The sequence below is a fragment of the Anaerotignum sp. MB30-C6 genome (assembly GCF_030908465.1).
Lineage (GTDB): Bacteria > Bacillota > Clostridia > Lachnospirales > Anaerotignaceae > Chakrabartyella.
In genome coordinates this window covers 877,090-899,221 of the sequence record NZ_CP133078.1, presented here as the reverse complement: position 1 = coordinate 899,221, position 22,132 = coordinate 877,090, and the positions used below count along the sequence as shown (strand labels likewise).

16 protein-coding genes and 3 rRNA genes are annotated in these 22,132 nt (G+C 40.2%); 2 read left to right on the top strand and 17 right to left on the bottom strand.

The genetic code is table 11. From position 1 onward, the window contains the following. Positions 1-65 precede the first annotated feature (65 nt). From RBQ60_RS04675 to RBQ60_RS04640, 8 genes are all read right to left on the bottom strand, one after another. Complete coding sequence (locus RBQ60_RS04675) at positions 66-929, bottom strand: DUF4352 domain-containing protein (protein ID WP_307885407.1); 864 nt, start codon at positions 927-929, stop codon at positions 66-68. Positions 930-1,379: 450 nt separating this feature from the next. Beyond that, complete coding sequence (locus RBQ60_RS04670; protein WP_307885406.1) at positions 1,380-1,799, bottom strand: phage tail assembly chaperone; 420 nt, start codon at positions 1,797-1,799, stop codon at positions 1,380-1,382. Between the two features lie 19 nt (positions 1,800-1,818). Next, a complete protein-coding gene (locus RBQ60_RS04665) occupies positions 1,819-2,289 on the bottom strand; it encodes a phage tail tube protein (protein ID WP_307885405.1) in 471 nt (156 codons plus the stop codon). A gap of 15 nt (positions 2,290-2,304) precedes the next feature. Continuing rightward, positions 2,305-3,609 carry a phage tail sheath family protein gene (locus tag RBQ60_RS04660; protein ID WP_307885404.1) on the bottom strand — a complete coding sequence of 435 codons (1,305 nt, stop codon included), beginning with the start codon at positions 3,607-3,609 and terminating at the stop codon, positions 2,305-2,307. After that, entirely contained in the window at positions 3,610-3,798 is a 189-nt protein-coding gene (locus tag RBQ60_RS04655; RefSeq protein WP_307885403.1) for a hypothetical protein, read from the bottom strand. Next, positions 3,770-4,201, bottom strand: a complete 432-nt coding sequence (locus tag RBQ60_RS04650) for a phage tail terminator family protein (RefSeq protein WP_307885402.1) — start codon at positions 4,199-4,201, stop codon at positions 3,770-3,772. Before RBQ60_RS04650 ends, RBQ60_RS04655 begins: the two co-directional genes overlap by 29 nt. Beyond that, on the bottom strand, positions 4,194-4,592 hold the full coding sequence (locus tag RBQ60_RS04645; RefSeq protein WP_307885401.1) for an HK97 gp10 family phage protein: 399 nt from the start codon (positions 4,590-4,592) through the stop codon (positions 4,194-4,196). The genes RBQ60_RS04650 and RBQ60_RS04645 overlap by 8 nt, the downstream gene beginning before the upstream one ends. A 331-nt stretch (positions 4,593-4,923) precedes the next feature. Further along, positions 4,924-5,319: a hypothetical protein gene (locus RBQ60_RS04640; protein WP_307885400.1), complete on the bottom strand. Its 396-nt coding sequence runs from the start codon at positions 5,317-5,319 to the stop codon at positions 4,924-4,926. An 814-nt stretch (positions 5,320-6,133) separates the two neighbouring features. Here RBQ60_RS04640 and RBQ60_RS04635 point away from each other — a divergent pair. Then, complete coding sequence (locus RBQ60_RS04635) at positions 6,134-6,526, top strand: helix-turn-helix domain-containing protein (RefSeq protein ID WP_307885399.1); 393 nt, start codon at positions 6,134-6,136, stop codon at positions 6,524-6,526. Positions 6,527-6,648: 122 nt separating this feature from the next. On the opposite strand, the gene RBQ60_RS04630 is transcribed toward RBQ60_RS04635, so the two are convergent. The 8 genes from RBQ60_RS04630 to RBQ60_RS04595 all read right to left on the bottom strand — a co-directional run bounded on the left by RBQ60_RS04630 (position 6,649) and on the right by RBQ60_RS04595 (position 19,141). Continuing rightward, positions 6,649-10,512 (bottom strand): S-layer homology domain-containing protein, encoded by a 3,864-nt coding sequence (locus RBQ60_RS04630; RefSeq protein ID WP_307885398.1) that lies wholly within the window; start codon positions 10,510-10,512, stop codon positions 6,649-6,651. Positions 10,513-11,287: 775 nt separating this feature from the next. Next, a complete protein-coding gene (locus RBQ60_RS04625; protein WP_307885397.1) occupies positions 11,288-11,776 on the bottom strand; it encodes a hypothetical protein in 489 nt (162 codons plus the stop codon). Positions 11,777-11,938: 162 nt separating this feature from the next. After that, on the bottom strand, positions 11,939-12,145 hold the full coding sequence (locus RBQ60_RS04620) for a DUF4177 domain-containing protein (RefSeq protein ID WP_307885396.1): 207 nt from the start codon (positions 12,143-12,145) through the stop codon (positions 11,939-11,941). Positions 12,146-12,299: 154 nt separating this feature from the next. Next, entirely contained in the window at positions 12,300-12,815 is a 516-nt protein-coding gene (locus RBQ60_RS04615) for a DUF2179 domain-containing protein (RefSeq protein WP_307885395.1), read from the bottom strand. A 335-nt stretch (positions 12,816-13,150) separates the two neighbouring features. Further along, the gene (locus RBQ60_RS04610) at positions 13,151-13,342 is read right to left on the bottom strand and encodes a YwbE family protein (RefSeq protein WP_307885394.1); all 192 of its coding nucleotides are present in this window, start codon (positions 13,340-13,342) and stop codon (positions 13,151-13,153) included. A 514-nt stretch (positions 13,343-13,856) separates the two neighbouring features. Further along, positions 13,857-13,974: ribosomal RNA gene (rrf, locus tag RBQ60_RS04605) — 5S ribosomal RNA — on the bottom strand. 227 nt (positions 13,975-14,201) lie between these two features. Then, positions 14,202-17,100 (bottom strand): 23S ribosomal RNA (locus tag RBQ60_RS04600). A gap of 507 nt (positions 17,101-17,607) precedes the next feature. Next, positions 17,608-19,141, bottom strand: a 16S ribosomal RNA gene (locus RBQ60_RS04595). The 16S, 23S and 5S rRNA genes sit together here, the layout of an rRNA operon. A gap of 1,000 nt (positions 19,142-20,141) precedes the next feature. Here RBQ60_RS04595 and RBQ60_RS04590 point away from each other — a divergent pair. Next, a complete protein-coding gene (locus RBQ60_RS04590; protein ID WP_331654236.1) occupies positions 20,142-20,603 on the top strand; it encodes a spore coat protein in 462 nt (153 codons plus the stop codon). Positions 20,604-20,811: 208 nt separating this feature from the next. On the opposite strand, the gene thiC is transcribed toward RBQ60_RS04590, so the two are convergent. Continuing rightward, entirely contained in the window at positions 20,812-22,113 is a 1,302-nt protein-coding gene (thiC, locus tag RBQ60_RS04585; protein WP_307885393.1) for a phosphomethylpyrimidine synthase ThiC, read from the bottom strand. Between the last annotated feature and the right edge of the window lie 19 nt (positions 22,114-22,132).

The window sequence follows — 22,132 nt, the reverse complement described above, 5'->3', positions numbered from 1 at the left end:
TCACCTTCTTTCAAACAATATAAAAGCACCCAGCGTAAGTATACTGAATGCTTTCATAGTTAAAATCATCTGATTCCCCAGGAAATCTTTTCCATATTTTGCTTCATTTCTACAACAATGCTTTCGGGAGCCTCTACAACGCTGTCGGGCATTTCAATCACTACAAACCCCTCCGAACTAGCTAAAGGTTCTACTGAACTTGAGCTTAAATCTCCGTCAATACTTGTTAAAACTGAATTATACTCGTATTTCTCGTTGTAATATGCCTTAACGTTAACACCATCTATTAAATAAGTAAAATGTTCAGCTGTTGTACCATTATTTTTAACGCTTAAATTCAAAACTAAAAATTTATTGCCTTCATCAGCACTGGAAGAAAAGAAAGAATCCTCTACCGACTGTTCAAAGCTAGTAGTATTTAAAGTAATTTCCCAGTTATCCAATACGGCTGTTTCTCCTACTTTATATATGGCGTCTTGTTTCTTTTTATCTTCTTCAATTGATTCAGCTAGTTTAGCCGGATCCATGGAATTAAATATTTCTTTTACCTCATCACTGCTTGTTTCCAGTGTAAGTTTATCCCTTTTGATAAAGTCTTTCATAAAATCATTGCTTTTTAAAGCCTCTTTATACGCCTTTTCATCTTCATATAAATACACCTTTGCAACCTTATCATTATAATCGAGCATCCAGCCATCATCTGCACCAATCAGTTGGAAATAAGGTTTGTCATCTTCATACATTTCCAAGTCTCCCCCTGCTTGCTTCAAAGCTTGTACAAAGGTATCAAATGTAACTTCCTCCTGTGCTTCAGATGATGCAGTATTATTTGTTGAAGCTTCATCCCCACCATTATTTTGCGAGCCACACCCCATTAATCCAACTGCAACCATACAAATTAAACTGAATTTTAAAAACTTTGCCTTCAAAATACATCGCCCCCTAAAATTTATATTTAAGGGTATTATACATTATATTCTAAATTTTTCCTACCATCATTTACATTTTTTTCAATATTTTCCCTATCTTCCCTATTTTCACCTACACCATGACCGAAAAGCTAGCCGTGAATATTTATTTACGTTTTAATATCTCCACCCACTTTTTATCTTTATACGAATACGTATAAGAAAAGCACCACAATGATGAGCTTATTCTGATAAATTTGATTAAACAAGTCCCAAACTAATCAGCCCAAATAAACCTCTACTTTTTCTTGGTCTTCTTGGTTTCTTTCTTTTCTCTTTCTGCTTTTAGCTGTATGGAAGCAATGAGAAAGGCTTTTTCTTCTCTTGGTAGTCTCAAAAACTGTGAGGGCAACAGGTGTAACTGATGCAAACAATAATGGGCATAATTACTTTCCCCATCACCCCCATCAATTAGTTTTTTGCTTCTTCTACTAATTCATCCATGGAGGAATCATATCCGTTTAACTCCTGCACTTTAGATACATATTGGGTGTACTCACCTGCATGAAGCATGGTCTTCAACAAGTGATCGGCGCCCATCACACCATAGCCATTTTGCAGTTCTACATCATTCAAATTCGGATAAACCGTGCAAGCAACGCCCAATAAACCTAAGTATTTGTTTAAATCCGTTTCCTGTGTAAACTGCCCTTTCCTTCCGGAAACAGGTACTCTTTTGGTACAGGACTTGCGGATTGCCTCATCCTCATCCGCCGTAATGGTTCTGAGTTCCCACTCTACAGGTTTTCCATCCTCACCAATAAAACGCTTGCTAGCTACCACCTTGCAAGTTTCTTCTTTCATTGGATTCAAAAATGCTGATAAATTCATCTATAATTCCTCCTCTTTTTTACATTCCCCTCAGCATGTGAAATGTTTCTGGCATTTCAAAGCTTTCGTAAGTGAATTCCATTTCTTCATCCAAATACTCGCCGTCGGCATCAAATTTGGCAATCACCATGCTGTCAATATTGCAATCCCGAAGAATGATTGTCTGTCGACCTACGTCTGCAGTGGGGTCTTCATTGGAAATCTGCATATCAAAGTAAATATCTTCCCCTGTGTTCTGGTATCGCTTCATCAATTCTCGAAAGATTGATGTGTTGTAGTGGAAGGTAGCGCTACCTGTTCCATTTGCCCCTACAGCCTTGTGTCCCTTGTTCATCCTTCCCAAAATGGGAACTTCCGCCTTCGTTTTCTCCATTTTAGCCTCAACAGAGATTGCACTCATAAAGTTATAACGGTTTCCCTCGATGGTAATGAAACACTCTGCCTTCTTAGCAGAAATGGCATCTTTGCTAAGCATTGTAATATTACTCATATTCTGCCTCCTCTCTTATTCTACAACAACAGTCATATACAACTTGGCCATGGCACAAACAGGGGTCACAGGGTTCACGACAACCACGGATTTTTTATCATTGCCTTTTTCCACAATCAATTCATCAGAAACAAAGTTTTCAATTGCTTGGATCTGCTCCATCTGTTTGTTGTAAGAAACCAAGTCGCTCCAAAAAGCAATCCTCCCCGACTCATTATTTTGCACCTTTCCCATATAACGAGTGTTGAAAAGCACCGCAATATCGTTACCGATCTGGTCAAGAATCCTAACTACTTGATTGCTTTGGAAATCCTCATTTTTATCCACAGTAACGGATACAAAGCTGTTAATATCGTCTAATACTCTTACTTCATCCCCAACTTTATGGAAAACAAACTCGCCCCCATTCAATGCTGTGGTATACTGACTTTGCTTGTAGGCTGTATCCACCACAAATTCCCCGTCATACTGTTTGTTTGCCAAGGATTTATTCACCTGGCAACCTGCCGAAGCCCCCGTTAGCCAATAAACAAGGCTGGCTTCTTCCGCATTTGCATCTGTCACCTTGTTTTTCAGATTAATCACGCCTTCATAATCTGCCGCCTTGTTGTAAATAACAGTTTGAAATTTAATACCCATCTCATCCCTCAAACGTTTGGTAAACGCCACGAATAAGCCTTTGATGGCATCCTCCTTAGAAAGGCAGCCCAAAGTATTAAAGCTATAAGCCTCCACCTTGTCCAAAAATTCCTGGTATGCAACCCCTGTGGCTGCGCCGTTTGTGCCTCCCGTCAAAGGTGTTGCCGCTGTTTCTGCCAACGTTGCATCCTTTTTAAATATAACAAAATCATTGTCTAACAACTCTAAAGCTTGTGAAACTGTCTGAAAATCAACTTTTTTGTGTTCTAGTAAAGTAGTCACATCAAATTTTGTAGGTTCATCCACATTTGCAGAGATCATAATCTTGATATCGTTACCACGAACACCGCTATAACGTGCTGTAGCAAATAGGTTCGTTGCCTTGTTGCCGCTGTTCAAACGATATGCATATAAGGTTTTAGCGTTGCGAAATAAATCACGCAGCCCCTTAAGCTTTTCATGTGTATAATCGTAACCAAAAAATTTCAACGAATCCTTCTGGAACTCCCCATTCTCAATGGTGAAAATTTCACCATCAGCACCCCAGTCCAATTCTAAGGCCATTGCCGCATACCCCCTGTCTGAGAGAGTCGCAGAAGCCCTCGACGCCGAAATGAAGTTAATATATGCCCCTGGGAGAGTTTTATTTTGAACTAAAAAAGTACCACCACCTAATGCCATTTATCTCACCTTACCTTTCTGAAATTTTTCAATGACGCTATCAATCTCCGTATATGTATAAGCCTTGCTTTTTTCCAATACGACGGATAGTAAATCCCTGTAATTCCTGTACTTTTGACTACGCAATATTGCTTCCTTTGAAAATTGAACTTCCATCTTTTTATTTTCCTGTCTTGCTGGTTTTTCCAAAGACCTTCACCCTTTCCATAAATTCAACTGCATTGTTGCCATGCACCATGGGTACGTTGTAGTCAATTAAAAAATGCAGCATGCCACTTTCCACCCTGTAGTTAATACTGCTTCCTTGGACCAAATGCCCATCTACTCCTATTTCCTCTAAAAGTCCCCTTAGCTTTTCAGCCACTTCCCAACATTCGTTGTTGCCAACCTCTGAAAAATACTGTACATCAAAGGAGGACTTGAAAATAAATCTGTTTCCCAACTTTGCCTTATGGCTTAAATTTACACAGAGAATAAAGAAACATGGCTTTTGCATTAACTGGTCTGTTTTCTCGGTATAAATTCCAAAGTACGGTTCAGGGAATTCCCTACGGATTGCCTGAGTAATCCCTGTAATCAAATTATTAATCATGGAACGCCCCTCTCAAAAGTTTCATCAACTTTCCTTCTACAATCTTGTCGGCATCCTGCTCCAATTCTTTTTCCGAAATACGTAGCATAAAACACCCAGGTACGCTTTCCCTGTTGTCCTCTCTACGATACCCGAATTCTACATTCGAGGCATTCTCCCCATTGTTATACACCTCCACTTCGTAATAGCCATTGGCATAATGAACACTTCCCAATGTCCAACTTTCTCGAAGACCCGTAGGTGTCCGTTTTGCTGCTTTTTTTAATAGTCTTTCTGCCAACTCCGTAACTAAGCTCTCTTGAAATTTGACTAGATCCCTTTGCTGCAGTTTTTCCAACCTATCCCGCAGTTGTGCTAGTTCTAAATATCCAACTTTTACCAAACTAGCCATTCGCCCACCTGCCCTTAAACATAAATCCATTTTTCCTAGAAAGGCGAACCATCCACTGTATTAGACTACTGTGCAAAAACTTCATTCCCCCCTTCTTGTTCCGCCACACTGTATGGTATTATTTTTCCTTTTGACCACTCCCCCCTTCTCACAGGTTTTATACATTTAAAATGAGTCTCTTTTGCGTCTGTACTCAAAGACAAAATATTGGAACACCTGGCCTGCTTGTAGTTTTATTTTTCCCCACAAAAAAGGCACCAGCTTGTGCCAATGCCCACGGTAGGTGCTTACAAATATTTACAATGCCATACTATCACCAAAGTACGTCCCCTTAGTTACCCTTTTTTGCCGATAGTATTGTAAAAAATATTTTTCGTGACTCATAAAATTTCCTTCTCCCTGTCGGTACTTGCAAATACTCATATGCAATTCCATCCACAACGTTGCTGATGATGTACTGCTTGATTTCTTTGTCCGCTTCCATCGCGGCCTGCTCAATCATTTCTATATCCCTTTGCAGCTGAACCCGTTTGAGGGCTGTATCTGCCGTCCTATCCACTATTTTATTCCCTGTACCTGTGCATTCAAATCTGGGCGAAGAAAGTTCTGTAACGGCTCCCAATAGCGATTGCTTCTCCCGATACTGCTTGCAAAAATATTTTAATTCTCGATAGCGGTTCTCGGAAATATCGTAACTCTCTAGTTTTAAATCTCTCTCTTTCCCCAATGTCATCGCTCCTTTTACATCCTCTGCCTCACAATTCTGCCAACCAAACAAATATCCCTTGCTATTCAGACTTTATTAAAAGTAATTGCAACTTTCTATACTTCCCATTTTTTCTTTCTTCCTGCCCATCCTTACCGTAATTTCATATCGCTCCACTCTTTTTTTGATTATTGTTTACAATAAAGAAACAGCATCATCTCTTAGCATGCCTTAGATCCCTTTTGAATTAGGATAGGCTACTTTCCCCTTTTTGCTCGACGTCTTGTTTCAATTTCACTAGAAGCATCCGCCGTAAACATCCGCCTATTTCTATTATTCAGTCTCAAATTTGTTTGTGCCTTATTTTGGTGTAAACCCACTTTAGGGACTTTTTTCTTCACTGAGGTTTCTGCATCTTTTTCTCTCTGACTTTCCTGTTATCAACTCATTCTCCTTTGTTCATCTTTCTGAACCTCTGCGGCAAAAAAAATACTTCGACCGACCTCTATAGTGCAAGATTCGCTACGCAAGGGGAAATTTTTAGGAAAAAATACTATTGATTAGCCTCCTTCACATTTCTATCACTTCTAATTCCGAAACAAAGCTACTTCAGGCTAAATACTTTTCTTTTATCCTGGCCCTTAATCCATTGTCATTTTAATAATCACTGTCAACTCAATAGTTCACATTTCTGAACAAACAGTAACATACAAATCTCTCATTGTCAAGGCAAATATTCTTGTTTCCGAACTATTCGTTTAATTTTCTCTTATATTAGTTGTGTTTTCCGAACAAAAATGATATGCTATTTGTAATAATAAAAACGAGGTGTAAAATGAAAACCATAGCTGATAGAATAAAAGAAGGTTTAGCAATGAAAGAAATGAAACAGTCTGACCTTGTTGAACTTACAGGAATCGGCAAGTCCTCTATAAGCTCTTATATTTCAGGGCAATACGAACCCAAACAGCGAAATATCTACAAAATCGCAAAGGCTCTTGGTGTCAATGAAGCATGGCTTATGGGCTATGATACTTCAAAGGAAAGAAGCACAGATCAAATGCAAAAAGATTTAGATATGGAGTATATGAATAGCTTAAGTGAATTAAACTACTCAAAGGAATTGGTTAAGATTCATGAATTTTTTTCGCTCCTGAACGAAGAAGGAAGGAAAGAATCCATCAAAAGAATTGAAGAATTAACATATTTGAAAAAATATACAAAATAAGTTCTTACTGGTTATTATCCTATAACTCCTATAAAAATTATATCATTTTTAGGTATTCATTAAAAGGAGAAAAGCCCCCGCAAATTCACGAGGGCTTTTTTTAATTGCCTTAAGTTTAGATATTAAATTACTTTGTTTTCTACAACCTGATCTGTAAAATTTTCTACCAATGTACCATTGGTTAAATCACCTGTACCAGTTTTTGTATAGCTTAATGTAATTGTTTCACCACTTGCGATTGCACTATTCAATGTTAACGTTACTGTTGTTCCAGATATATTCACTGCACTAACAGTTGGATTTGCTGCAGCTCCAATTACCTTGAATGCCCTAGAATCAGCAGTTGTACCAGTTAATGCTGTGCTCATTGTCAGTTCAATTTCTGTCGCACTTACTGTTTTTGCACTCAATACAGTTGCAGCTTCTATAGTTGTAGTTTTTACATCTGTTACTGCAACAGTTGCGTAATTTGCAGCTTCAGCTTCGCCTGTTGCATTGTTTGCTACTATAATGATATATGATACATAAGCTGTATTTTCAGGAATTGGAAACTGAGTTGTTCTTATTGAAACTTCGCCCAGGCTTGCACCTTTTGTAGTTCCGTCTGCTGATGCATAAATCATATACTGCTTAACATTGGTTTCATCTGGAGTTGTCCAAGTTACTGTCCCGCCAATCTGATTTGCATCAGTATCTGTGTCTGTAAATGCCAAATCTGAAACCTTTACTTCTGGTACTGTGGGTACTGTCGCTGCCTGAACTACTACATTCACAGTCTTTGAAGCTGTTACACCCGTAATTTCTACTGTTAATACCTGAGCACCTGTTTTGATTAATGTCACAGGTACTGTTGCTACACCGTCTGTAAACGATATTGTAGTATCATGTACTACCCCCCATGTTCCTTCTGTAGTATCACCGCTTGTTACCTTTACGTTAATATCTCCTGTTAAATTTACGCCGTCTACTCCCTTAGCACCGGTGATATTTAATGTGAACTGTATATTCTCTGTTGGTTCGACAGTAGAAGCTGCCACAGTTGCCATTGATTGGTCTGCTGTACTTGTACTACAAACTTTATCCGATTTATTTGTTACAGTTAACCCCGTTGTTGAATATGGTTTAATCATTCTTAATACAAAGGCAGAACCATCTACGATAACACCATCCGCATCCTGTGAAGAATCTATGGTATGTACTCTGTCTGTAAATAAAGAAGAATGTATAGCGTATCCTAACGGATATCCATCTGGTGTAGAACCATCCTTTGTTATGTCTAAAACATAAATAGCGTCTAGTGCAGGCTGATCAGCCAGGATGATACTATATACGCCATGTGCTTCTTTTTCTACGGTAAACGCTGGTGCGATACCCTCAACTGTAAAGGTATACGGTATTGCTTGAATTACCTCAGAATCACTATAGCCCTGTTTCGCTATACTAGTTACCTTAACATGCGTGTATATAGTCGTTGCATCCAAACTCCTAGTCAAATGTGCAACGTCACAGTAGATGTCAGATCTTACTGGGTTTTCATACGGGTTCTCCCATGTGTTTCCGCCATCTTTTGAAAACTCTACCATAAATGCTTCAATGCCAGTAATGTCAGAAGGCTCATTAAACAACACTTCAATCATGGTGTCATTTTCTGTTAATTCATATCTGATATTGGTAACGGCCGCAACAACTGTGGGTACAATAACCTTTACGTCATCACTTGCTAAAACTTCTCCCACTGCTTTTACCCTTACAAAATAAATACCAGATGCCAGGTCAGTGATTTCTGTACCCGTAATATTGGTATAAGTTGTTTGGGTAGAAAGCCTGTATTCCATGTTTGATGATACACCAGTAATCTTACCATCGTTACTTGTAGATGTTTTTGGTGCTACGCCTAATAAGTTTGTAGGTGGTTTTGCCTTCTTTTTAACTGGAATGGGAGGCGTTACCGTTACCGTGCCAGTGCCAATGTTAGTTATACTTGCGATATTAGCGTTTGGTGCTGTAATTGTTACATTTTGGTCAGTTGTAACCTGCACCTCTGAAATCGTTCCACCACCAGCAATAATCACATTAGAGCCAGTTTGAAGCTGAGTAATCTCACCATGACTAGCTGCAGTTATTGTCGCACCTGTTGATGTTTGGGGTACAACTACTTGCTCAACTGTAGCGCTTCCTGCCACTACAACATTTGCACCTACTATATCTACGAATACGTAATGGATACTACCTGCCAATTGAACACTTTGTGTTGTTCTAATTACAACTTCAGGTTTATCACCTAGTGTAGGAACCACTTCCAACCTTCCATGCCCTTCCATGATAACAGAAGGTACTGTGTCCTTTACTTTAAAAGTACTGCTGGATACAGCTTTTATAACCACTTCAACAATGACTTCTACGCTATTTTCAACATGAGCCTTTGGTGCATGAATGGTAAGGCGTTCCATAGATGCACCTGCCGCAGCCACACCACTGTCATTTAAAGTAATTGCTGTTGCCTCTGGGGCAGTTATAGAAACATTACCCAAGCTGTATGTACCAAAATTAATGCTCAGGTCTCTGCTTCCGCTGCGAGTTGCGTTAATAGTACCGTCAATGTCACCTATAACATTAATGCTAGAAATATCATTATTTGCAACGGCAGCTTCAAATTCAGCAGCCGTTTTAACGCTTGCCATTCTTTTTTTAGAAGAACTATTGGAAGAAGAACCGCCACTACTCGGCGCTACTTTGGTGGGTGCATCAACACCCTTCGCTGTTTCGGTTTTGGAAATTATAAGATCTGAAGTATATGTAATGTTATCTACATTTGCTTCCAATTTAGAAATTTTACCGCTTCCACTCAGCGCCACTTTTCCATCTGCAGTAAGAATGGATACCTTTGCATCTTTATCCACCTCTACTTTTGTTCCAGCTCCGTTCTTTTCAATAATTACATTTTCAATGTCTTTCGTAATGAAAAGGTTTGCTTTTTCTTCTATATACAATCTGTCAGCTGCAACTCCAATGGTTATTTTATCAGAAATTGCCTCTGTGATACTAATTGTATTAACTTTACCGGAAAAGCTACTTCCACTCAAAATACAAACTTTTTTCATTTCCACTTTAGGAAGCATTGTTTTTCCTGAAAGTCGAAGGCGAACATCTTTCTTTTCCACAATCATCTTTCCATCAACAACAGTATCCTCTAAGTAGATGGAGTCATCTCCGCCACCTTGAATTATCAAGTTGCCTCTAATCGCAACATTGTCAAAGTAAACCTTGCCATCCTTTACTTTCTCAGAAATTATTACATCCCCTTCAATGGTCCGATTTTCCAATTTTGTATCATCTTTTTCAATGATAACGTCTTTTTCTGTAGTTATTATTTCTTCACCATCAACTGTTCCCATAATTCTATTTAGTGTAGAAACTGCCTCAGCCCTGGTTAAAACAGTATTTGGCTTAAAAGTTCCATCGGGATAACCACTCATGTACCCTTTTGCAACAATTGCGCCAATAGAATCCTTTGCCCATCCAGGAATATCATAAGAATCCGTAAATATCCCAACAGAACCCCCTGTCACCTCTACTGCCTTTGCTATAAATACGGCTGCCTGGGCTCTGGTTATTGTATCGTTTGGTTTAAATGTTCCATCAGGGAAACCAGCTGTATATTTCTCTCCCAGCGCAACAGATACATCATTATAAAACCAATCACTCACTGAAACGTCAGAAAAAGCAACATTTCCTTTTTCTCTTAACCCTAAAGCCTGGTTTAGAATACGGGCAAATTCAGCCCTTGTAGCAGGTTTATTGGGCTTAAACGTACCATCTTGATAACCGCTAATTAAGCCCTTTTCTTGCCATTCGGTAATTGTTTTTTCTGCCCAATGACCATGAATATCGTTGGAAGCTGCAAAAATATTTACTGGAGAAATTGCCATAGAAGTAGCTAAAACTATAGAGAATGCTTTTTTCTTGTTTTTAGTGATTCGTTTCACGATATACACCCCTCCTAATTTAAAAAACAACTTTTAGAATTAAAAATGTTGAGTATTCCCCTACCAAATTCCGTTTCCGTAGTACTATGGTAATTAATGTCAAAATTATATCATGTACAGTAAAGTATTTCCACAGATAATTATAGCAGAAAAATTCGAATTTCTTGTTGCTTTTTGACACATAAAACGTACATATTAAACAATCTAAGTATTAAAACAACTTTCTGTTTTGTAATTTAAGTATATTTCCCTCATTTATATAATTTCCTTAAAAAATATGAACTATTAAAAAAAGGATATATAAACGAACACCAGCTACATCGTTTCACCTTTCATTCATAGGATTAAGACTTCACAACTCATTTCCGAAGATGTAAAGAGGTTGGCAAGCTTAACAGAATTATAAAATATAGTGTGAAAGAATTTAGTCTACTACAAAAAGACTGCCTTGCCTTGCTACTGAAGTCGTTTCTTCTACCTTCGATTATCATTGTTTCAGCCTACAACCACAAACTATGACTAAAGTTCTTTGGAAAATTTCAGAAATTGTACGTTTACTTTACATCCCAAGTGTTTGTTCATTGAGAGTTATCGAATTAGGAGCAGTTAAGAAAAATGGTAGCTTCTTGAAAGCCACCATCATTTTTTAAGTATTCTCAATCTATTTGGGTATACTTTTATTGGGTAAAATCTGTTCTACCTCTAAATAAAAATATGTAAATTAATAAAATGCTCTATATTTTTTTATAATGCAGAGTACATTAAAACCGTTCCTTCACCCTCGGACGGTCAAACACTGAAAGTCTAATTGAGTGGTATAAAATTCTATCAATCTATCAACAGTCAGATCACTTATTGTGCATTGGGCTTTTTTCATGCCCTTTGGTACTTTCCCCTGCCCCAACCATTTACTCCATAATTCCAGTTCAGCTGCTTTTTTTAAGTGGGAATGAATGTATTCGAGCACATGGTCGACAGTATCATCTGAGTAGTCCCATTCAAGCACAGCACAAAATTCCTTTGTCGTTCCAATATCATCATAATATTCGTCTTTGTCAATGGGAAAAATGTTGGGGTATACAAATTTTGTCTCATCAGAACAGAATAAAACAACATCAGGTTTATCTTGATCAAAATTATCTTGCAAGTGTAAATCCACTTCTATTCCCATTTCTAAAGCTTGATTCACAGAAAGCAGCTTCACATATGGATTCGGTTTTTCTTCTAAAGGACTATCGCTTGCAAAATAATTTAATTCACTCATTGGTACACCTCACAAATTTCGTCTTTTACGTTTTTTTGCTCTATTTTCATTTGACCATGCCCGCATTTACTTAAGAATTAGCTTTTCACAATAGAATCCCTTGGATTCATTAGTTCTAAGCTTAAGCTTTCCTTATCTCATGCTCATAGTAGTTATTTTGTTTTATATATTCTTTTCAAAAACCAAGTCCATCTCCTCAATATGCCCTGTGCCTCGTTGCACAGCAGGAATAAACCCAACATATCGCCAACCATTCTTGGCTCTTTCACTGATAACCTGTTTATATGCGTCATTGTTGTATTTTGTTCCACCAAACAAGTTGTATCCCGAAAGATCATTAATGATGCGTTCATATTCATAAATATACATGTAAAAACCTCCTTCATATCAAACCAATTTGCGTCTTGATTATCCGTATAATGTATTTCTAAGTAGGAATAATGGATCGGTTGAATACGCCTGTAGCAAAGGAGTTATAATATATGAGAAAGAAAGATAATTATTATTCACATAAAATCATACACTAAAGTTTCCGGATATTTTTTGTCCAAAATCCACCAATAAAATGTTTTGGTTCGTATGAGATAACAAAAGCATTGGGTGCGATTTCATTTACCAGCTTAATCAGTTCTTTTTCATTGCTTCTTTTAGCCAACACCTGAAGGACAAGTCGTAGACCGTTCCTCCCTTCTGCAGTCCATGACGTCACACCAAAACCCTTTTTACGCAAGAACTCTGGAAGATCATGGACAACAGAATCTACAATAATTTGTACTTGCACATATCCAAGGGCAAGATACTGTTCAATTAAACTACCAACGTAAACCCCTATGCCATAACCAATACAGTAAGCGATAATGTTAATTGGGCTATTCAGATTGTCCAATACAATCGTTAGCCCGCATAGATATACCCCAACTTCGAATACAGACATAATCGAAGCTAAAAGGCGTTGGCCTTTAATAACCAGAATTGTTCGTAGCGTATTAATTGATACATACACGATGTTAATACAAATAATTAAAAGTATCAGTGGCATTATATCCTCCTTCTCTGTGCAATCTATTCCCCAACTAGTTTCATTGAATAACTTTTTAAATAAGCACTCTGTCTTTGTTTCCTTCTATCCGTGAAGTATATCACAAAAGCTATGTCCCATACAAAGTTACTTACCTAACACCATAAAATTATCACCGAGGAAAAAAATAAATCGAGACTACAGGAAAAACACCCTTTGTTTGTAAAAAGGAGTCCTATAATATCTAAAGCTAAATATTTCAATGTGTGCCGTCTTTAGTTCACCAATTGCACCTAATTTTTCTCATTCTCATATATTAATATTGAGAGCAGCAGAGTTTACCATACTACCTTACACTAGTTAATCTCCTGAACCCTCCCCACTTGTCCATCCGCTAACATTACCTTGATACCATGAGGGTGAAAACTACTATTCGTTAGTATTCTTTCCACTGTTCCCTCTGTAAGTCTTCCAGTTTTTTGATCAGCTTTCAATACAACTTTTACCTTTGCCCCAATTTTAATATCAGATCTATTTTGTCCGTCCATGTTCTCTCCTTATTTTAACGCTAACTAGCTTATTATAAAGTAATTCATTATTAGAAATATAATCCTACTTTTAATCATCTTAGAATAAAGTAGTTTCCTAAAGTATACACTATTTTTTTAAAAACTTCTATGAATAAGGGAAATCCTCCCTTGTCTTAACAGAATCCACTAGCTCCTACTCTGCCTACAGGATCATTTTCTATATTATTAGCCTTCCTCATAATAATACATTAAATACCGTAGCATCCATACAAACAGCTCCGCACAAAGACTGTAAAATAAAAAAAAGGTGGAAAATTAAATCCAACTCAAGAGTACCTTTATATATATAAGCCTTTTAAATATATCTATGCTCAAATTTAACCGTTTTACAATAACAAAATTAAGCTATAAGAATTGCTAAATCCTTTAATCCACATGTATATGGGCATAGCCTTTCCAGGAAAAAGAACTTATACGCTTCGTTATAGAAAAATAGACCTGCATGATTTATGCAGGTCTATCAAATAATGGATTCTGGCAACCATCTACTTTCCCAGGCAGCTTCCCACCAAGTATCATCGACCGCTCAGGTCTTAACCGACGTGTTCGGAATGGGAACGGGTGTGTCCCCTGAGCGCATCATCACCAGAAATATCAAGGCTATGCTTGGGGTTGCTTCCGCTTTTCCCCTTCGCCTTATCAGATGTACTTACATACACCTTCAAAACTGAACACAAGAACATTAGCGCCTTCCTTTGCATTTATCAACTACCGACCCAACACCAAAGGTGTAAAGAGGTTATTTGTGCAAAGGATATTAGTGGTCTTTTCCAACAGGAAAAGAAATCACCTCGCCATTATATCATCAATCGATTTATTGGTCAAGCCCTCGGTCTATTAGTATTGGTCAGCTGAACACGTTGCCGTGCTTACACCTCCAACCTATCTACCTCGTTATCTTCAAGGGACCTTACTTCCGAAGAATGGGAAATCTTATCTTGAGGGCGGCTTCACGCTTAGATGCCTTCAGCGTTTATCCGTTCCATACATAGCTACCCGGCTGTGCAGTTGGTCTGCAACCGGTACACCAGAGGTACGTCCATCCCGGTCCTCTCGTACTAAGGACAGCTCCTCTCAAATTTCCAGCGCCCACAACGGATAGGGACCGAACTGTCTCACGACGTTCTGAACCCAGCTCGCGTACCGCTTTAATGGGCGAACAGCCCAACCCTTGGGACCGACTACAGCCCCAGGATGCGATGAGCCGACATCGAGGTGCCAAACCTCCCCGTCGATGTGAACTCTTGGGGGAGATAAGCCTGTTATCCCCAGGGTAGCTTTTATCCGTTGAGCGATGGCATTCCCACTTATTACCACCGGATCACTAAGTCCTACTTTCGTACCTGCTCCAGCCGTCGCTGTCGCAGTCAAGCCACCTTTTGCCTTTACACTCTTTGAATGGTTTCCAATCATTCTGAGGTGACCTTCGAGCGCCTCCGTTACCTTTTAGGAGGCGACCGCCCCAGTCAAACTGCCCGCCTGACATTGTCCTATACCCGGATCACGGGCATTAGTTAGAAATTCAATGACATAAGAGAGGTATCCCACCGGCGGCTCCACCAAGACTAGCGTCCTGGCTTCATAGCCTCCCTCCTATCCTGTACATATATCATCGAATCCCAGTATCAGGCTGCAGTAAAGCTCCATGGGGTCTTTCCGTCCTGTTGCGGGTAACCAGTATCTTCACTGGTTCTTCAATTTCACCGGGCGTGTTGTCGAGACAGTGCTCAAATCGTTACACCTTTCGTGCGGGTCAGAACTTACCTGACAAGGAATTTCGCTACCTTAGGACCGTTATAGTTACGGCCGCCGTTTACTGGGGCTTGAATTCAAAGCTTCGCTTACGCTAACCTCTCCTTTTAACCTTCCAGCACCGGGCAGGTGTCAGCCCATATACATCACCTTACGGTTTCGCATAGACCTATGTTTTTGCTAAACAGTCGCTTGAGCCTCTTTTCTGCGGCCACTTGCGTGGCTCCCCTTATCCCTAAGTTACGGGGTCATTTTGCCGAGTTCCTTAACAACACTTCTCCCGTCGGCCTGTGGATTTTCTCCTCATCTACCTGTGTCGGTTTACGGTACGGGTACGTATAATACAATAGCGGCTTTTCTCGGCAGTGTGGATTCGGAAACTTCCCTACTTTTGTTCAGTCCTCATCACATTTCACCATCAAGAGACGGATTTGCCTATCTCCCTTGGCTTTATGCTTGACCGGGTTTTTCCATTCCCCGGTTTCCCTATCCTCCTGCGTCCCCACAGTTCTGATTATACGTAGTACAGGAATATCAACCTGTTGTCCATCGACTACGACTTTCGTCCTCGCCTTAGGCCCCGACTAACCCTGAGAAGATTAGCTTTACTCAGGAAACCTTAGATATTCGGCCTATATGTTTCTCACATATATCTCGCTACTCATTCCGGCATTCTCTCTCCTGTTTCGTCCACCATTGCTCTCGCTTTGGCTTCATCCTTGCAGGATGCTCCTCTACCACTGACAACACTTAAGTTGTCAATCCGTAGCTTCGGTGACGTGTTTTAGCCCCGTTACATTTTCGGCGCAGGTTTTCTCGACTAGTGAGCTGTTACGCACTCTTTAAATGAGTGGCTGCTTCTAAGCCAACATCCTAGTTGTCTATGAAATCCCACATCCTTTTCCACTTAACACGTACTTTGGGACCTTAGCTGTCGGTCTGGGCTCTTTCCCTTTTGTCCATGCGACTTATCTCACATAGACTGACTCCCGAGGGTATCTCTACGGCATTCTTAGTTTGATATGAGTTGGTAACCTTTTTGGGCCCCGCGTCAGTTCAGTGCTTTACCTCCGTTAGACTCCTCTCGAGGCTAGCCCTAAAGCTATTTCGAGGAGAACCAGCTATCTCCGAGTTCGATTGGAATTTCTCCGCTATCCACACCTCATCACCACCTTTTTCAACAGATGTGTGTTCGGTCCTCCAAAGCCTTTTACGGCTCCTTCAACCTGGACATGGATAGGTCACCCGGTTTCGGGTCTACTAATACTAACTATACGCCCTATTCAGACTTGGTTTCCCTTCGGCTCCGTGGCTTCTAACCACTTAACCTCGCTGGCATTAGTAACTCGCCGGACCGTTCTACAAAAAGTACGCCATCAGGCACAAAGCCCTCTGACTGTTTGTAAGCACAAGGTTTCAGGTTCTCTTTCACTCCCCTCCCGGGGTTCTTTTCACCTTTCCTTCACAGTACTACTTCACTATCGGTCACTAGGGAGTATTTAGGCTTGGGGGGTGGTCCCCCCGGCTTCCCACAGGGTTTCTCGTGTCCCGTGGTACTCTGGATACTGTCAGCTGGCTCGAAATTTCGTCTACTGGACTTTCACCTTCTTTGGTGTGCTTTCCCAAAACACTTCGACTATCTCTTGCCAATGCCTTATACAGTCCGCAACCCCGAAGAACTAGGTCCTTCGGTTTGGCCTGTTTCCCGTTCGCTCGCCGCTACTAAGGAAATCGAGTTTTCTTTCTCCTCCTGCTGCTACTTAGATGTTTCAGTTCACAGCGTTCCCTTCCGCAGGCTATGTATTCACCTACGGATACTTGAGGTTTGCTCAAGTAGGTTTCCCCATTCAGAAATCTCCGGATCGATGGCTATTTGCGCCTCCCCGAAGCTTATCGCAGCTTATCACGTCTTTCATCGGCTCCTAGTGCCAAGGCATTCTCCTTGTGCTCTTTCTTGCTTGACCAGTTCGTTAGATTTTTGTATTGATGCTCTGAGTACTGCGACCTAACATTTCGTAGAAATGTAAGAGCAGTGCGAAATCAAAACAAAAATCGGTTTTCATTACGAAGTAATGAAAAAACTTCCTTATTGCTTTGACCCTCTTTTCATCAAGTCAAAATCTATAGCTTGTTCTTTGGAATGTTTCGTAGTAGCGATACTACGGTTTTTGTTAGCATCGTCTGCTAACTTCGTTAGATTTTTTCTTTGATGTTTTAAATGCTGCCACCTCACATTTGTAAAAATGTAAAAGCTGCATAAAATCAAAGATAAAATCGGTTTTCATTGCAATGCAATGAAAAAACTACTTTATTATTTCTAAAGAAATTTATTTATTTCTCGATTGACTCTATTTTTTCTTGTATTCAGTTTTCAAGGTGCAGTTCTTGCCTTTTATTCTTCTTTTATTCTTATTGAAGGTTTGATCCTTCAAAACCAAACAGTAGATTACTTCACAACCAATACTCCATAGAAAGGAGGTGATCCAGCCGCACCTTCCGATACGGCTACCTTGTTACGACTTCACCCCAGTCGCTGATATCACCTTCGGCGGTTCCTTCCTTACGGTTAGGTCACCGACTTCGGGTGCTTCCAACTCCCATGGTGTGACGGGCGGTGTGTACAAGGCCCGGGAACGTATTCACCGCGACATTCTGATTCGCGATTACTAGCGATTCCAGCTTCATGTAGTCGAGTTGCAGACTACAATCCGAACTGGGACTGGGTTTTTGTGATTTGCTTGACGTCGCCGTTTTGCTTCACTTTGTTACCAGCCATTGTAGCACGTGTGTAGCCCAAGACATAAGGGGCATGATGATTTGACGTCATCCCCACCTTCCTCCGTGTTATCCACGGCAGTCTCCTTAGAGTGCCCAACTGAATGATGGCTACTAAGAATAGGGGTTGCGCTCGTTGCGGGACTTAACCCAACATCTCACGACACGAGCTGACGACAACCATGCACCACCTGTCACCCCTGCTCCGAAGAGAAGCACTATCTCTAGTGCGGTCAGAGGGATGTCAAGCCTTGGTAAGGTTCTTCGCGTTGCTTCGAATTAAACCACATGCTCCACCGCTTGTGCGGGCCCCCGTCAATTCCTTTGAGTTTCAATCTTGCGATCGTACTCCCCAGGTGGAGTGCTTATTGCGTTAGCTGCGGCACCGAGGGTTCCCCCCCAACACCTAGCACTCATCGTTTACGGCGTGGACTACCAGGGTATCTAATCCTGTTCGCTCCCCACGCTTTCGAGCCTCAGCGTCAGTTTCAGTCCAGTAAGTCGCCTTCGCCACTGGTGTTCTTCCTAATATCTACGCATTTCACCGCTACACTAGGAATTCCACTTACCTCTCCTGTACTCTAGCTTGATAGTTTTAAATGCAATCCCGAGGTTAAGCCCCGGGCTTTCACATCTAACTTACCATGCCGCCTACTCTCCCTTTACACCCAGTAATTCCGGATAACGCTTGCCCCCTACGTATTACCGCGGCTGCTGGCACGTAGTTAGCCGGGGCTTCTTATTTAGGTACCGTCATTTTTTTCGTCCCTATTGATAGAAGTTTACGAGCCGAAACCCTTCATCCTTCACGCGGCGTTGCTGCATCAGGCTTTCGCCCATTGTGCAATATTCCCCACTGCTGCCTCCCGTAGGAGTTTGGGCCGTGTCTCAGTCCCAATGTGGCCGATCACCCTCTCAGGTCGGCTACTGATCGTTGCCTTGGTGAGCTTTTATCTCACCAACTAGCTAATCAGATGCGGGCCCATCCTGTACCGAATAAATCCTTTTCTCACAAGGGGATGCCCCCTCGTGATGACATGCGGTATTAGTCACCGTTTCCAGTGATTATTCCACAGTACAGGGCAGGTTGCCCACACGTTACTCACCCGTCCGCCGCTAAGATACTTAAAAATCCTGCCGAAGCTCTCATTTTAAATTTCTCCGCTCGACTTGCATGTGTTAAGCACGCCGCCAGCGTTCATCCTGAGCCAGGATCAAACTCTTATATTAAAATTTAGGAACGGCATCATCGGGAATAAATTTTATAAGTAGTTTTCATAGAAAACTATGCATAAAGCCTTCCGACTTGCACATCCGAGTTGTCCTAACCAGTATAATCTGGCTACTATCTGGTTTTTTCGAAACCAGCAAACTCTTTTGTCTCTTATCCCTTAATAAATTAAGGTTGCTTTTTCCGCTTTGCGGAAAACCGTGCACTTCTCACCACTCCGCTTCCTCCTGCGCCTTACGGCGTTGGTTGGTCACTTCATAATCGGTTCGAAGCTCACTAGCTGAATTGACTATGGGTTGTGTGTTTGTATTCTACTGTTTAGTTTTCAAGGATCAATTGCCAGTAACAATTTTTTGTTATTTTTTTGTCACTCAGCTGACAGTTATGAAGTCTATCATACTCAGTCGTTCTTGTCAACACTTATTTTGCTTTTTCGTGTCACTTTCTGTCGTTATTTCTGACAGGAGTTATATAATAACATAACCGTTTTTGCTTGTCAACACTTATTTTGCTTTTCTGTGTCATTTTCTGTCGCATCTCGCTGACAGGAATTACATGTTAACATAATCATTTCTTCTTGTCAATGTCTTTTTTTACTTTTTTGAGTTGTTTACTGTCAGTCTTGCTGGTAGGAATTATATGTTAACATAACTAATCTAAATTGTCAACACTTCTTTGTAATCCAGAAAATAAGTTCTTATCAAGTTTCCGTACACCAACGTATCCCAACTCTAACATATGAATATCTACATCTTAGTGGCTACAATATATCGTACCTAACTCCCCTTTCTTAAAACAAAAATCCAACTCTTTAAAACACTTTCCACTCCTAAAAACCTTCTTGTCTGTAATTACGAACGTCATAGCGGCACATAGTCTAGAAGCTTTCAAAGAATGTAAACAACCTGCACTTTTTAAAATGGAAGATTTTAATATTTCTACCTTATAAATGAATAGTAAAATCCAACGGGGGTATATTATTTGCGGAGGTGATATATTATGCAATTGACAGAAAAAGAAAAAACACTTTTAAAAGACTTAAAAGAGCAAGAACAAATCTGCGTAGAAAAATATTCTAAATACTCTACCCAGGCAAATGATGAACAGCTTAAAACTCTATTTACACAAATAGGTCAGGCTGAACAACACCATTTAGATACCATCACTCAAATCTTGAACGGCACCACCCCACAAATGCAATCGGGAGGAGCTCAACAGAAACAACTTTCCTTTACTCCCACTTATACTGCAGTTGATACAAATCCAAATAAAAAGAATGATAGTTATCTTTGTACGGATTTGCTGTCCACCGAAAAGCATGTTTCTACCACATATAATACTTGTATTTTCGAATTTAAAGATACAAAAATCAGAGATGCCCTAAATCATATTCAAAAAGAAGAACAACAACACGGAGAGCAAATATATAACTATATGGCTCAAAACGGGATGTATAGCTGAATCGAAAATTTTGACTTCTTTAATTAAGTCAAAATATATTTCCTTCAACAACTTATGCCTATACCAAAACCTTAGTTGCATTACACCATCAAAATTCTTACATGATGGAAAAAGTCCCCCCAGCTGCGTAGCGGGGGGATTAAATGGAAGCAATGTAGCTTTATTTTCTTTTATAGAAAGCTACATAATAAATATACGTTATAGAAAATTACAGGATATCAATATATTCATCATTTAAAGCCTTGTTCATACTTCTAACAGCGCAAAATTTACCACACATAGAACAAGTGTCGTCAAACTCTGGCGTTCTTTCGTCACGAATAGACTTTGCATATTCTGGATCAATGGCACACTCCCATTGCCCTTCCCAGTCTAGTCTGCGTCTTGCATCCGCCATTTTATCATCTATATCCCTTGCATTTGGTATATTCTTAGCAATATCCGCTGCATGTGCTGCAATTTTGCTGGCAATAATGCCTTGTTTCACGTCGTTAACATTGGGTAACGCAAGGTGTTCCGCTGGAGTTACATAGCATAGGAAAGCAGCGCCTGCCATGGCTGCAACAGCACCGCCGATTGCCGCTGTGATATGATCATAACCAGGTGCAATATCTGTGACAATAGGACCCAATACATAGAAAGGCGCTCCCATACAAATTGTCTGTTGTATTTTCATATTTGCTTCAACTTGGTCAAGGGGAACATGTCCAGGGCCTTCAACCATAACTTGAACATCTCTTGCCCAAGCTCTTTTGGTTAATTCGCCTAAGCGAACCAATTCATCAATTTGGCAAACATCGCCCGCATCAGCAAGACATCCTGGCCGACAAGCGTCTCCTAAGGAAATGGTCACATCGTATTCCCGGCAAATTTCAAGAATTTCATCATAAAACTCATAAAATGGATTTTCATTTCCCGTCATACTCATCCAAGCAAATACAAGGGAACCGCCTCTGGATACAATATTCATTTTCCTCTTATGTGTTTTTATCTGCTCAATGGTTTTGCGTGTTATTCCACAGTGTAAGGTTACAAAGTCTACACCGTCCTGAGCATGTAATCGTACCACATCAATAAAGTCTTTCGCCGTTAAATCCGCTAAGTCTTTTTGGTAGTGTATTACAGAATCATAAACAGGTACAGTCCCAATCATAGCAGGGCATTCAGAAGTCAGCTTTCTTCTAAATTCTGTCGTATCCCCATGGGAAGATAGATCCATGATGGCTTCTGCCCCCATATTGACTGCTTCCATAACCTTTTTCATTTCAACATCATAATCCTTGCAATCTCTGGAAATACCCAGGTTTACATTGATTTTTGTTCTAAGCATAGAACCAATGCCATTTACCTCTAAGCATTTGTGATTTTTATTTGCACAAATTGCAATCTTACCCTCTGCCACATGCTGTCTGATAAACTCTGGATCTCTGAATTCTTTTTCCGCTACTGTCTTCATTTGTGGTGTGATAATTCCCTTTTTCGCTGCTTCCATTTGAGTGTTATAATTCATAGCCAATTCTCCTTTTCTA